The organism is Janthinobacterium kumbetense, assembly GCF_023703445.1.
Classification (GTDB): domain Bacteria; phylum Pseudomonadota; class Gammaproteobacteria; order Burkholderiales; family Burkholderiaceae_D; genus Janthinobacterium; species Janthinobacterium kumbetense.
Window position 1 is genome coordinate 125,150 of sequence record NZ_JAMQGR010000008.1, and the last position, 13,913, is coordinate 139,062.

At 62.0% G+C, this 13,913-nt stretch carries 12 protein-coding genes; 8 read left to right on the forward strand and 4 right to left on the reverse strand.

Translation table 11 applies throughout. The annotated features are described in order from the left end of the window. Window positions 1-25 precede the first annotated feature (25 nt). The gene (locus tag NCG91_RS20745) at window positions 26-421 is read right to left on the reverse strand and encodes a hypothetical protein (RefSeq protein WP_070278239.1); all 396 of its coding nucleotides are present in this window, start codon (window positions 419-421) and stop codon (window positions 26-28) included. A 304-nt stretch (window positions 422-725) separates the two neighbouring features. Between NCG91_RS20745 and polA the strand changes: the two genes are divergently transcribed. The 5 genes from polA (at window position 726) to NCG91_RS20770 (ending at window position 7,422) form a co-directional block, all read left to right on the forward strand. After that, window positions 726-3,485, forward strand: coding sequence for a DNA polymerase I (polA, locus tag NCG91_RS20750; protein WP_251351020.1), 2,760 nt, complete (start codon window positions 726-728; stop codon window positions 3,483-3,485). Window positions 3,486-3,513: 28 nt separating this feature from the next. After that, window positions 3,514-4,398, forward strand: a complete 885-nt coding sequence (locus tag NCG91_RS20755; RefSeq protein ID WP_251351021.1) for a dienelactone hydrolase family protein — start codon at window positions 3,514-3,516, stop codon at window positions 4,396-4,398. Further along, window positions 4,385-4,543, forward strand: coding sequence for a hypothetical protein (locus NCG91_RS20760; protein ID WP_251351022.1), 159 nt, complete (start codon window positions 4,385-4,387; stop codon window positions 4,541-4,543). Before NCG91_RS20755 ends, NCG91_RS20760 begins: the two co-directional genes overlap by 14 nt. Before the next feature lie 101 nt (window positions 4,544-4,644). Beyond that, window positions 4,645-5,403 (forward strand): ZIP family metal transporter, encoded by a 759-nt coding sequence (locus NCG91_RS20765; protein ID WP_251351023.1) that lies wholly within the window; start codon window positions 4,645-4,647, stop codon window positions 5,401-5,403. A 276-nt stretch (window positions 5,404-5,679) separates the two neighbouring features. After that, the gene (locus NCG91_RS20770; RefSeq protein ID WP_251351024.1) at window positions 5,680-7,422 is read left to right on the forward strand and encodes an ABC-F family ATP-binding cassette domain-containing protein; all 1,743 of its coding nucleotides are present in this window, start codon (window positions 5,680-5,682) and stop codon (window positions 7,420-7,422) included. A gap of 43 nt (window positions 7,423-7,465) precedes the next feature. Here NCG91_RS20770 and NCG91_RS20775 read toward each other — a convergent pair whose 3' ends face one another. From NCG91_RS20775 to NCG91_RS20785, 3 genes are read right to left on the reverse strand one after another with little or no spacing between them, the layout of a single operon-like run. Continuing rightward, window positions 7,466-8,317 carry a sulfurtransferase gene (locus NCG91_RS20775; RefSeq protein WP_251351109.1) on the reverse strand — a complete coding sequence of 284 codons (852 nt, stop codon included), beginning with the start codon at window positions 8,315-8,317 and terminating at the stop codon, window positions 7,466-7,468. A 12-nt stretch (window positions 8,318-8,329) separates the two neighbouring features. Further along, the gene (locus NCG91_RS28155) at window positions 8,330-9,253 is read right to left on the reverse strand and encodes a DMT family transporter (RefSeq protein WP_034784818.1); all 924 of its coding nucleotides are present in this window, start codon (window positions 9,251-9,253) and stop codon (window positions 8,330-8,332) included. Window positions 9,254-9,310: 57 nt separating this feature from the next. Continuing rightward, a complete protein-coding gene (locus NCG91_RS20785) occupies window positions 9,311-10,411 on the reverse strand; it encodes an aromatic ring-hydroxylating oxygenase subunit alpha (RefSeq protein ID WP_251351025.1) in 1,101 nt (366 codons plus the stop codon). A 406-nt stretch (window positions 10,412-10,817) separates the two neighbouring features. Between NCG91_RS20785 and NCG91_RS20790 the strand changes: the two genes are divergently transcribed. From NCG91_RS20790 to dxs, 3 genes are read left to right on the forward strand one after another with little or no spacing between them, the layout of a single operon-like run. Further along, entirely contained in the window at window positions 10,818-11,069 is a 252-nt protein-coding gene (locus tag NCG91_RS20790) for an exodeoxyribonuclease VII small subunit (RefSeq protein WP_251351026.1), read from the forward strand. A gap of 8 nt (window positions 11,070-11,077) precedes the next feature. After that, window positions 11,078-11,977, forward strand: a complete 900-nt coding sequence (locus NCG91_RS20795) for a polyprenyl synthetase family protein (protein WP_180278625.1) — start codon at window positions 11,078-11,080, stop codon at window positions 11,975-11,977. Further along, window positions 11,978-13,849 carry a 1-deoxy-D-xylulose-5-phosphate synthase gene (gene dxs, locus NCG91_RS20800; RefSeq protein WP_251351027.1) on the forward strand — a complete coding sequence of 624 codons (1,872 nt, stop codon included), beginning with the start codon at window positions 11,978-11,980 and terminating at the stop codon, window positions 13,847-13,849. Window positions 13,850-13,913: the final 64 nt, after the last annotated feature.

Genomic DNA, 13,913 nt, shown 5'->3' on the forward strand with positions numbered 1-13,913 from the left:
GGGCAGGGCAGAAGAGAGTGGCTGCTTACTTCGCTGGTGCGGGCGGCGCTGGCGCGTCCGCGGCCTCTTCGTCGCGTTGTTTCTGTTTCTTCTTGCCCAGATCAAATTCCAGCACTTTCCATTGCGGGCCGCGCAGGGCGCCGCTGTGGGCCTGGTCGCCGCCGGCGGCCGGCTTCATGTAATAGGTGCTGCCGCCGCTCGTCACTTTCACTTCGGACGTCACGCCCGCTTCGCGTTTTTCGGTAATCTGCTGCTTGGCCGCGGCCGGCGCCACGGTGATGGGCGCTTCGCCCATTTCCTCGATGCGTTCCAGTTGTGGCGGCGCGTCGCTCGGTTTGGCCGGCGTCTGGGCGCTGGCGATGGCCGAACATGCCAGCAGGGGCAGGGCGAGGAATGTCCAGAGTGTCGATGTACGCATCATGATGGGTTCGCTTCCATGTGAGGGACTGCAGCGCGTGCAGTAGTGTAATGCCGTCAATTTATCTATAAGGCATTGTAACAAACTGGTAGGCAATGCTGTTTAATACGGCTGATTAATGTGCCGAAATGGCTGGCGGCGGCGGCCCGCGCGCCCGCACGGGGCCGCCAGGGTGGCAAAAACGCCGGAAACGGCAGGCGTTGCGGCCGGTGGCGCGGCCCTAAACTCTGCGATAATTGGGCGATATTCCGCCCGCCCGCCGCTGTTTCTTCCCGGCTGGCGCGGCTCACCTTATTTTATTGGCATTATGCAAAACACCCTGCTGTTAGTCGACGGTTCCAGTTACCTCTATCGTGCCTTCCATGCGCTGCCCGACCTGCGCAGCCCGGATGGCTATCCCACGGGCGCCATGCACGGCATGGTCAACATGCTGCGCCGCCTGCGCGCCGACTACCCGGCCGCCTATATCGCCTGCGTCTTCGACGCCAAAGGCAAAACTTTCCGCGATGACATGTATCCGGAATACAAGGCCACGCGCGCCTCGATGCCGGACGACCTGCGCCTGCAGATCGAACCGATCCACGAAGCCGTGCGCGCCATGGGCTGGCCGATATTGATGGTCGACGGCGTGGAAGCGGACGACGTGATCGGCACCCTGGCCGTGCAGGCGGCCGCCGCCGGCATGGACGTGGTGGTGTCGACGGGCGACAAGGACCTGGCGCAGCTGGTCAACAGCCAGGTGACCCTGATCAATACCATGAGCAATGAAAAGCTCGATGAAGCGGCCGTGCTGGTCAAGTTCGGCGTGCCGCCGAACCGCATCATCGATTATCTGTCGCTGATCGGCGATACGGTCGACAACGTGCCGGGCGTATCGAAATGCGGCCCGAAGACGGCCGTCAAATGGCTGACCTTGTACGACAGCCTGGAAGGCGTGATGGAAAACGCGGCCAAGGTGGGCGGCGCCGTGGGTGAAAACCTGCGCACGGCCCTGCCATGGCTGCCGCAGGCGCGCGCCTTGATCACCGTCAAGACCGATTGCGACCTGTCCGAACACATGACGACCATCGCCGACTCGCTGGTGGCGAAACACGAAGACAAGGAAGCGCTGCTGGCCTTCTTCCAGCGCTACGGCTTCAAGGCCCTGCTGCGCGAACTGGGCGCTACGCCGCCGCCGATGTCCCCCGTTGGCGCACCGGCAACTGGCGGCGCTGCCGCCAACACGACGGGCGACATGTTTGCCGATGCCGCTCCGGCAGTGGACGCCGTGTATGAAACCGTGCTGACGGACGAGCAGCTGGACAAATGGATCGCGCTGATCGATGCGGCGGCCTTGACGGCCGTCGATACGGAAACCACCTCGCTGGAACCGATGACGGCGCAAATGGTCGGCATTTCCCTCTCCGTGGCAGAGCACGCCGCCTGCTATATCCCGCTGGCCCACGATTACGCGGGCGCGCCGGAACAGTTGACGCGCGAACACGTGCTGGCGAAGCTGCGTCCATGGCTGGAGGATGCGAACAAGCCCAAGCTGGGCCAGAACCTCAAGTATGACAGCCACATCTTCGCCAACCACGGCGTGACGTTGCGCGGCATCGCCCACGATACCTTGCTGGAATCGTATGTGTTCGAATCGCACAAGAAGCACGATATGGACAGCCTGGCCCTGCGCCACTTGAACTACACGACCATCCCGTTCGAGGACGTGTGCGGCAAGGGCGCCAAGCAGATCACATTCAACCAGGTGGAAGTGGAGCAGGCGGCGAAATACGCGGCCGAGGATGCGGACGTCACCTTGCGCTTGCACAATGCCATGTGGGGCAATGTGGCGAATGATGAGAAGCTGACCTTCATCTATGAAAAGATCGAGATGCCGACGGCCGTGGTCTTGCAAAAGATCGAGCGCAACGGCGTGCTGATCGACGATGAATTGCTCAACATCCAGTCGGCCGAGCTGGCCGTCAAGATTCTCGAACTGGAAAAGAAGGCGTATGAACTGGCCGAGCAGCCGTTTAATCTAGGCTCGCCCAAGCAGATCGGTGAAATTTTCTTTGAAAAATTGAAACTGCCGGTGGTCAAGAAAACCCCGACAGGCGCGCCGTCGACGGATGAGGAAGTGCTGCAAAAGCTGGCCGAGGATTATCCGCTGCCCAAAGTGCTGCTCGAATACCGCGGCATGGCCAAGCTGAAATCGACGTATACCGATAAATTGCCGAAGATGATCAACGTCACGACGGGACGCGTGCACACGAACTATGCGCAAGCCGTGGCCGTGACGGGACGGTTGGCGTCGAATGACCCGAACTTGCAGAATATTCCCATCCGCAGCGCGGAAGGCCGCCGCATCCGCGAAGCCTTCATTGCGCCGCCGGGCAGCCACATCGTCTCGGCCGACTATTCGCAGATCGAATTGCGCATCATGGCGCACATCTCGGGCGATGAAGCCATGCTGCGCGCGTTTGCCGACGGCATCGACATTCACCGCGCCACGGCCGCTGAAATCTTTGGCGTGCCGGCCGCGGAAGTGCAGAGCGAACAGCGCCGCTACGCCAAGGTCATCAACTTTGGTTTGATCTACGGCATGAGCGCATTCGGCCTGGCCGGTAACCTGGGTGTGGACCGCACGGCCGCGCAAAGCTATATCGACCGCTACTTTGCCCGTTTTTCCGGCGTGAAACAGTACATGGAAGACACGCGCCAGCAAGCGAAGGCGCGCGGCTACGTGGAAACCGTGTTCGGCCGCCGTTTGTGGCTGCCGGAAATCAATTCGCCGAACGGCCCCCGCCGCCAGGGCGCGGAACGGGCGGCGATCAACGCGCCCATGCAAGGCACGGCGGCCGACCTGATCAAGCTGGCCATGATCGCCGTGCAAGGCTGGCTGGAAACGGATAACTTGCAGACGAAGATGATCATGCAGGTGCACGATGAACTGGTGCTGGAAGTGCCGGACGCCGAGCTGGAACTGGTCAAGCGCAAGCTGCCGGAACTGATGGCGGGCGTGGCCGCGCTGAAAGTACCGCTGACGGCCGAGGTGGGAATTGGTAAAAACTGGGACGAAGCGCATTAATTAAACACAACATTTTCAGGAGAAACGCATGAGCGACATGATCACCGATTGTGAAAGTTTGCTGGGCCAGAGCAGCTTGTCCGGGCCTGACGGCCGGCGTGGTTTCCTGAAGGTGGCGCTGGGCACGGGTTTTGCCGTGGCCGTGCTGCCCGTGGCGGCGCAAAACGTCGTCAAGACGGATTCCGCCGGACTCGTCACGGGCAGCATGTCGGTGATGGTCGATGGCCAGGCCGTTCCCGTGTATGCGGCCCAGCCGGAAGGCAAGACGGGTTTGCCCGTGGTATTGGTCATTTCGGAAATCTTTGGCCTGCATGAACATATCGCCGACATGGCGCGCCGCTTCGCCAAGCAGGGCTATCTGGCGCTGGCGCCGGATCTTTTCGTGCGCCAGGGCGATGCCACCAAGGTGGCCAGCATTGCCGATTTAATGAAGGGCATCATCGCCAAGACGCCGGACGCGCAAGTGATGGCGGACCTCGATGCGGTTGTTGCATGGGCGAAACAGAATGGCGGCGACACGAGCCGTTTGGGCATCACGGGTTTTTGCTGGGGCGGGCGCATCACCTGGCTGTACGCGGCGCACAATCCGGCCGTCAAGGCGGGCGTAGCCTGGTATGGCCGCCTCGTTGGCGAACCGACTGCCTTGCAGCCGAGCAATCCCATCGATATCGCCGCCAGCCTGAAAGTCCCCGTGCTGGGCTTGTATGGCGGCAAGGATACGGGCATCAGCCAGGAATCGATCGGCAAGATGAAGGATGCGCTGGCCAAGGGCGGCAACCAATCCGAGTTTGTCGTGTATCCCGATGCGGGCCACGCCTTCAATGCCGATTACCGCCCCAGCTATGTGGCGGCCGATGCGAAAGACGGTTATGCGCGTTGCCTGGCCTGGTTCAAAAAGCATGGCGTGGCGTGATGCCGCAACAGAAAAATACCGCATTTTCCAGAAATTGACGCGCAAGCTGCACCGGGCTGTAAAATGCCCGGTGCGCGCCAATGCAGTACAATTGCATCTTCATCGCGCGACGCTGCCGCCAAACGCGCAAAAAATTAAACAATAGATAACAACGCATTCATCAGGCCAGACGCCAGCATCGCGGGCGCCAGTGACCCGGCGCCATTTTGAGGTAAGAAAATCATCGATCCCGTCCTTATATCCATTTTGCTCGCGACCACGATCGCGGGCGTGTTCAGCATTACCGCGGCGGCGATCTTTTCGTTTGCATTCCTCTCCAAAGTGGTCGAGCGCATGGTCAGCTTGTCCGTCGGCATCATGTTGTCGACGTCCCTGCTGCACGCCTTGCCCGAAGCGTTCGAATCGCAGGCGGACCCGCGCAGCCTGTTCGCCACCTTGCTGGCGGGCTTGCTGGCCTTTTTCATGCTGGAAAAATTCGCGATTTTGCGCCATTCGCACCACCACGAAGGCGACGGCCACCACCACGCGCACGGCCACGACAAGCACGAAGCGGGCAAGTCCGGCTGGATGATTCTAGTGGGCGACGGCATGCACAACTTTACGGACGGCATTTTGATCGCCGCCGCCTTCCTGGCCGACCCGAAGCTGGGCCTGGTGACGGGCCTGGCCATCATCGCGCATGAAATTCCGCAGGAAATCGGCGACTTCATCGTGCTGCTCAATGCGGGTTTCTCGCGCCTGCGCGCCTACATCTTCAATCTGCTGTGCAGCCTGATGGCGGTGGCGGGCGGCTTGCTCGGCTATTTCACCCTGGACCGCGCCAGCAATCTGATTCCTTACGTGCTCGTGTTCGCCTCGTCCGGCTTCATCTACATCGCCTTGAGCGACCTGATGCCGCAGATGCAGCGCCGCGCCACCTTGCGCGAAACCATCCCGCAAGTGCTGCTGATCGCGCTGGGCGTGTGCATCGTGCTGTTTTTGACGCATAGGCGCCACGGCGGTTGATGTCCGGCACTGCCGGCGCAGTGTTACCTATGCTATATTGCCTTTCTGACTAACTTGCACAGAAAGGAGGAAAATATCATGGAAGAAAACTTGTTGCTCGCCGTATGGCGCGCACGCTCTTTAAGCGCATTTGCCAGCTCTTGCCCACGTTCTATCGCGCTGCGATAACCTGGCCAGAGCAAAGTCACCCTCCCAGACGAGTCCTTTCCTGGTACTCCGTTGTCGTTAGCGCTCCTGTTAACGCGGATGCTTGCATCCCGAACAAAGACAAGAGCCATGACTACCCTGATCTCGACACAAGCTTTACAACTGGATACCCACGACGGTTTCCTCTTCCATGAACTCGCCTTTACCTTGCGCCAGGGCGACCGCATCGGCCTGATCGGCCACAATGGCTGCGGCAAATCCACCTTGCTGGGCTTGCTCAGCGGCACGCGTGCAGCCACGTCCGGCAACATCCACTATGCCCGTGCCTGCCGCTTGCAGCACGTGGAGCAGCACTTGCCGCCGGAACTTGCCAAGCTGAGCCTGTACGACGCCTTGCTGGCGCCCGTGCTGGAGCAGCCGGAACTGCATTGGCGGGTCGACAGCCTGCTGGCCGAACTGGGTTTTGATGTTGATACGGCGCAAGTGCCCGTGCATTCCCTGTCCGGCGGCCAGCACACGCGACTGCTGCTGGGGCGTGCCCTGCTGCAGGAGCCGAACGTGCTGCTGCTCGACGAGCCGAGCAATCACCTGGACTTGCCGTCGCTGCTGTGGCTGGAGCAATTCCTGCTGGCCTGGCGCGGCGCCTTCATCCTCGTCTCGCACGACCAGCGATTGCTCGACAACGTGGCCACGCGCAGCTGGATCTTGCGCGATAGCCGTCTCTACGATTTCGACTTGCCGTGCGGCCCCGCGCTGGCGGCGCTGGCCGAGGCGGACGTGGCCGCCGCCGCTCGGCATGCGGCCGAACAGAAGGAAATCGACCGCCTGTCTGCCAGCAGCGCCCGCCTGGCCCTGTGGGGCCGCACCTATGACAATGAAGACCTGGCGCGCAAGGCCAAGACCATGCAGCGGCGCATCGACAAGTTGAAGGATGAGCAATCGTTCGTCAGCGATGGCGCGCCGTGGCGCTTGAGTCTGCGCGGCAAGGCGCTGGCGGCCGACCAGCTGCTGGCGCTCGATGGACTGGACGTGCGCGCCGTGCCCGCGTCTCCCGTGCTGTTCCACGTCGGCCAGCTGTGGCTGAAACCGGGCGACCGCATCGCCTTGCTGGGCGCCAACGGCAGCGGCAAGTCCTCGCTGCTGCGCCTGTGCTGGCAAGCGATCCAGGCGCAGGAGGAACGTGCGGACTTGCGCTACCACAAGGCGGCAAACATCGGCTATTACGACCAGTCGCTCAAGCAACTGGCCGATACGGCCGACCTGTCCGACGCCCTGTACCCGTTCGCCGTGCAAAACGAGGCTGCGCGCAGCCAGGTGGCGCGCAAGCAGGCGCTGATTGCGGCCGGTTTTCCGTATGCGCGCCATGGCCAGACGGTGGCCACCCTGAGCGGCGGCGAGCGGGCGCGGCTGCTGTTCCTGGGACTGTCGCTGGCCAGTTATCATTTATTGCTGCTGGACGAGCCCAGCAACCACCTGGACATGCAGGGCAAGGCGGAGCTGGGGCAAGCGCTGCGCGGCTTTGCGGGCGGCTGCCTGCTGGTGTCGCACGACCGCGACCTGATCGAGACGGCCTGCAACCGCTACTGGGTGGTGGCCGATGGCGGGCTGGAAGAGTGGCCCGATGCATCCAGCGCGTATGCACGGTTGAGTCTTGAGGATGGGCAAGCGCCGGCGTCCGCGCCGCGCGTGGAAACGGCTGCGCTTGCGCCAGCGCAAACCAATGTCGACGTCCAGCTGGAACGCTTGTGCGAACTGGAACAATTGCTGGCGGAAGACCTGGCGAGAAAACCGCGCCACCAGAAACCGGCCAGCCAGCAGGCGTGGCAGGCGGAACTGGAGCAGTTGAATCAAGCGCTGGGGATAACGTCGTAGTTACCCACAGAGCATAAAAAAGCGGACCGAGGTCCGCTTTTTTTTAGTTACCCGTCGCCACGGGCCGCGCCGGATCGGCGCACCATTCGCTCCACGAGCCCGGATACAGGGCTGCGCCAGGCAAGCCCGCCACTTCCAGGGCCAGCAAGTTGTGGCAAGCCGTCACGCCGGAGCCGCATTGCAGGATGGCCGCTTGTGGTGCATCAAACAATGCGTTGAAATCGCGCCGCAGTTCCTCGGCGCTTTTGAAACGGCCGTCTGCTTGTAAATTATCCTTGAAGAAACGGTTTTTCGCGCCGGGGATATGGCCGCCAACGGGGTCGATGGTTTCGTTTTCGCCCCGGTAGCGGTCGGGCGCGCGCGCGTCGATCACCGTCAAGGCCCGGGTTTCCAGGTTGGCGATGACGTCTTGCACGGTCACGGTGCGCGTCAGGCTGGCTTTTTCCGTGAGCTTGCCGGCAGGGCGGGGCGCCACGGGCGTGACCAGAGGCAAGCCTTGCGCTTGCCAGGCGGCCAGGCCGCCGTCGAGGACGGCCACGGCCGGGTGGCCGACCCAGCGCAGCAGCCACCACAAACGGGCGGCGAACATGCCGCCTTGCCCGTCATAGGCGACCACTTGCGTGTCGTCATTGATGCCCCAGCCGCGCAGGGTGGCCAGCAGGGCGTTGCGGTCGGGCAAGGGATGCCGGCCCGTGAAGGCCGCGCCGTGCGCCGTCTTGGGGCCGGACAGGGCCGTGTCGATATCGGCGAACTGGGCGTTCTGGATGTGGCCGGCGGCAAACGCGTCGCTGCCGGCCGTCGGGTTGAGCAAGTCGTGGCGGCAATCGAGGATGACCCAGTTGCTGTCATTCACGTGGCTGGACAAATCATTGCTGTTGATCAAGGTCGTATACAAGGTCATGACTCCTTACACTTCGCTGGCGATGGGATCCGTGCGCGCGATCGCGGCGCCACGGGCCGTGTTGCGGGTATTGTAATAGGTTGCCGCGATGCCGGAAGCGAGAATGATGCCGATGCCGGCCCAGCCATGCCAGTCGAACAGGTCGCCAAAGATCACCACGCCCCAGAAGCTGGAAAAGACGATGCCCGTGTATTGCAGATTGGCCACCACGAGGGTCTTGCCCAGGCGATAGGCGCGCGTCATGGCCATCTGCGCCATGGTGGCGCACAGGCCGATGGCGGCCAGCAAGCCGATGCCATAGCCGCTCGTGTGCGCATGCCAGACGACGGGGCCGCCGCCGGCGCTGGCCACGTGGCCGATCACGCCGGCGAGGAAATTGACGACCGAGAAATAGAATACGACCCGGTATTCGGGTTCGCCCAGCAAGCCCAGCTTGCGTACTTGCAGGTAGGCGAGGGCTGACAACATGCCGGAAATCAAGGCCGTGATGGCGCCAGCCGCCTGGTCCGTTTCGAACACGGGTTGCAGCAGCAGGGTCACGCCGACAAAGCTCATGGCAATCGCCGCCACCAGCGGCCACTCGACCTGCTGCGTTGCCTTCCACCAGCCGCCCGCCAGCAGGATCACGGCGATCCAGATGGGCGCCATGTAATTGAGCGTCATGGCCGTGGCCAGCGGCAGGATGGCGATCGCATAAAACCACAGCCACAGGGCGATCACGCCCACCACGCCGCGCCACAGATGCTGGCCCGGCATCGTGGTTTTAAAGCTGCCGCCCTGGTACAAAATCGTGCAGCTCATGACGGTCATGCCGATGATGCCGCGATACATGACGATTTCAGACGTCGAATACATGTCCGACGCCAATTTGACGCACACGCCCATGATGGCAAACATGAAACTTGCAAACAGCATCCAAAGAGATTGCATCTGATTCCTGAAAAACGCGGGGATAAAAAAAGGCCGCACGAGGCGGCCCTTGAGGGATTACAGTTCGATATTGTTGCGGTACCACTCGTGGAAATGCTGCATGCCATCTTCCATCGGCGACTGGTAAGGACCCACTTCGCTCACGCCGCGCGCCATCAGGGCCTTGCGGCCCGCATCCATGCGCTGGGCGATTTCATCGTCCTCGACGCAGGTTTCCATGTAGGCAGCCCGTTCCGCTTCGACGAAGTCGCGCTCGAACAACACAATTTCTTCTGGGTAATAAAACTCCACCACGTTGCGCGTCTTTTGCGGGCCGTCGGGCCACAGGGTCGAGACAACCAGCACGTGCGGATACCATTCGACCATGATGTTCGGATACAGGGTCAGCCAGATGGCGCCGTACGGCGGCACTTCGCCGCCACGGAATTGCAGCACCTGCTCTTGCCATTTCTTGTAGGCAGGCGAACCGGCTTGCTGCAGGCCGCGGTGCACGCCCACCGTCTGCACGCTGTAATCCTTGCCGAATTCCCAGCGCAGGTCGTCGCAGCTGACGAAGCTGCCCAGGCCCGGGTGAAACGGTTCCACGTGATAGTCTTCCAGATAGACTTCGATGAAAGTCTTCCAGTTGTAGTCGCACTCGTGGATTTCCACGTGGTCGAACATGTAGCCGGAAAAGTCGAGGTCTTTCGAGACGGACAAATCTTTCAATTTTTCCATCACGTTGTAGCCATTTTGCTCGAACAGCAAGCCATTCCAGCTTTGCAGCGGCGTTTTCGACAGGTTCAGGCACGGCGTCTCGGGGAAATGCGGCGCACCGATCAGTTCACCCTTGAGGTCGTAGGTCCAGCGGTGCAGCGGGCAGACGATATGGTTCGCATTGCCGCGGCCATTGAACATCAGCGCCTGCCGGTGGCGGCACACGTTGGACAGCACTTCGATGCCATTGGCGTTGCGCACGAGCATGCGCCCTTCGTTCTCAGACGCCAGGGTCGCAAAATCGCCGGTTTCCGGCACCATCAGCTCGTGCCCGACATAGCGCGGGCCGGCTTGGAACAATTGCTGCATTTCACGCTGCAACAGCGTTTCGTCAAAATAGACGTGGACCGGAAGTTGCGCGTTTGAGCGCGCCAGCTTGGCGTGAGTAGCCAGATCGGACATCCCAACCCCCCATAAATGTACAACGGTCAGCAGTGCCCCAGGCCATTCCCTGGGCAACCGCTACAGAGAGAAAGAATCCGCAAAGACCTGAATTCAAATTTGTTGAAACGGTATTCCGGACAGAACCGGCGATTATAGCGCGGATCGGCCTCGGCATTATCAAAACCCCCCCGGCAAATAGGCTTTTAATGAGAAACATTGTCATTTGGCGCGCAATTTCCGGCGCAGAGGGGCGATTCGGCTAAAATCTACTGACAAGCTGGCAACGCTATTGACTTTGAGCGCGTCGATTGCGCTTTAGTTTTCACTTAATAGTGTGGTTTGTTCTAAAATAACGCTTCTATGCTGGCCGGGAATCCCCGGCGTCTCCCTACAAGCCCCTCGTGCCACGAAGAGATCTGAGTCTATGTCGAAGAAATTAACTGCCGCTGCCGCAGTGCCGGCCTCGTTTGAAGAGGCAATGGCGGAACTGGCGCAGCTGGTAACGCAAATGGAAGCGGGCCAGTTGCCGCTGGAAGCATCGGTCGCGGCGTATCAGCGCGGCTCGGAACTGGTCAAGTATTGCGCGACCCAGCTCGACAGTGTCGAAGCGCAGGTGAAAGTACTCGAAGGCGACATGTTGAAACCGTTCACGGATGCCGGCGAGGCCGCCCAATGATGGCCAGCATGCAACAAGACAGCGTGACCTTCGGCGACTGGATGCAAAGCACCCAGTCCGGCGTGGAAGGCCGGCTCGACCAGTTCCTGCCGGCGGCGGACGCCGTGCCGCACAAGCTGCACGCTGCCATGCGCTATGCGCTGCTGGGCGGCGGCAAGCGCGTGCGCCCGCTGCTGGTGATGGCGGCTGGCGAACTGTTTGATGCCGATCAAGATACCCTCGCGCGCGCTGCTTGCGCACTGGAAATGATTCACGTGTATTCGCTCGTGCATGACGACATGCCCTGCATGGATGACGATGCCTTGCGCCGTGGCAAGCCCACCGTGCACATCGCCTACGACGAGGCGACGGCCCTGCTGGTCGGTGACGCGCTGCAATCGCAGGCGTTCATGCTGCTGGCCGACGGCGCGGCGATTCCTCCCGCGCGGCAAATGGCCATGATCAAGCTGCTGGCGCACGCCTCCGGTTCGGCCGGCATGTGCGGCGGCCAGGCGATCGACCTCGACAGCGTCGGCCTGGCCTTGACCTTGCCGCAGCTGGAACAGATGCATCAACTCAAGACGGGCGCCTTGCTGCGCGCGGCTGTGATTCTCGGCGCGCTGGCCGGCAAGGACTTGACGGCGGACGACATGACGGCGCTGAACGCGTATGCGCGCGCCGTGGGCCTGGCGTTCCAGGTGGTCGACGACGTGCTCGACGCAACGGCCGATTCGGCCACCCTGGGCAAGACGGCAGGCAAGGATGCGGCCGCCAACAAGCCCACCTACGTATCGATACTGGGGCTGGAACCATCGAAAGCCCTGGCAGAACAATTGCGGTGCGACGCCCATGCGGCGCTGGCGCCATTCGGGGACAAGGCACGCCGTTTGCGCGAGCTGGCGGACCTGGTCGTGCAGCGGAAGGCATAAATGAAACTGTTAGAAACCATCAATGAACCAGCGCAAGTGCGCAAGCTGGCCCGCTCGCAACTGGTGCCGCTGGCGCAGGAATTGCGCAGCTTCCTGCTCGATTCCGTTTCCAAGACGGGCGGCCACCTGTCGTCCAACCTGGGCACGGTCGAGCTGACCGTCGCGCTGCATTACGTCTTCAACACGCCGCACGACCGCATCGTCTGGGACGTGGGCCACCAGACCTATTCGCACAAGATCCTCACGGGCCGCCGCGAGCGCATGCACACCCTGCGCCAGAAAGACGGCATTTCCGGCTTCCCGAAGCGCGACGAAAGCGAATACGACACCTTCGGCACGGCGCACTCGTCGACGTCCATTTCCGCCGCGCTGGGCATGGCGCAAGCGGCCAAGATCAAGGGCGACCCGCTGCACGCAATCGCCGTGATCGGTGACGGCTCGATGACGGCCGGCATGGCCTTCGAGGCGATGAACAATGCGGGCGTGCAGGAAGACGTCAATCTGCTGGTAATTCTGAACGACAACGACATGTCGATCTCGCCGCCCGTGGGCGCGCTGAACCGCCACCTGGCGCGATTGATGTCGGGCCAGTTCTATGCGGCCGCGAAAAATGTCGGCAAGTCCGTCTTGCCCGGCCCCGTGCTGGAACTGGCGAAGCGCTTTGAAGAACACGCCAAGGGCATGGTCGTGCCCGCCACCATGTTCGAGGAATTCGGTTTTAACTATATCGGTCCCATCGACGGCCACGACCTCGATTCGCTGATCCCGACCTTGCAAAATATCAAGCAATTGAAGGGTCCGCAATTCCTGCACGTGGTGACCAAGAAGGGGCAGGGCTACAAGCTGGCCGAAGCGGAACCGATTTTGTACCACGGCACGGGCAAGTTCAACCCGGCCGAAGGCATCAAGCCGGCCACGGCGCCCGCCAAGATGACGTATACGGAAGTGTTCGGCAACTGGCTGTGCGACATGGCCGCGCACGACAAGCGCCTGGTGGGCATCACGCCGGCCATGCGCGAAGGCTCGGGCATGGTCAAGTTCGAACAGAAATTCCCGACCCGCTACTTCGACGTCGGCATTGCCGAGCAGCATTCCGTGACGTTCGGCGCAGGCCTGGCTTGCGAAGGCTTGAAACCCGTCGTGGCCATCTATTCGACCTTCCTGCAGCGCGCCTACGACCAGCTGATCCACGACGTGGCCCTGCAAAACCTGGACGTGACGTTCGCGCTGGACCGCGCCGGCCTCGTGGGCGCGGACGGCGCCACGCACGCGGGCAACTACGACATGGCGTTCCTGCGCTGCATCCCGAACATGGTCATCATGGCCGCGTCGGATGAAAACGAGTGCCGGCAAATGCTGACCACGGGCTACCACTACCCCGGCCCGGCCGCCATCCGCTATCCGCGCGGCGCCGGCGCGGGCGCGGCCATCGTGCCGGAACTGACCAGCATCGAGATCGGCAAGGGCGAGATCAAGCGCCTGGGCCAGCGCATCGCCATCCTGGCCTTCGGCTCGATGGTGGCGCCCGCTGTGGGAGCCGGCGAGAAGCTCGACGCGACGGTGGCCAACATGCGCTTCGTCAAGCCGCTCGACGTGGCATTGGTGAAACAACTGGCTGCCGAGCACGATTACCTGGTGACGGTGGAAGAGGGCTGCATCATGGGCGGCGCCGGCTCGGCCGTGGCCGAAGCGCTGGCGGCGGAGGGCATCGTCAAGCCTATCCTGATGCTGGGCTTGCCCGACACCTTCATCGACCATGGCGACCCCGTGCAGCTGCTGAAAAGCGTCGGCCTGGACGCCAGCGGCATCGCCGCTTCGATCGAACAGCGCTTTGGCGGCACGCAGCCGCCGCGCCTGGCAGCCGTCAGCTAAGCTGGCTTGCCTACGGAAAAGCGACACCGCGGTGTCGCTTTTTTTTCGCCCTCGGGGATTTTAC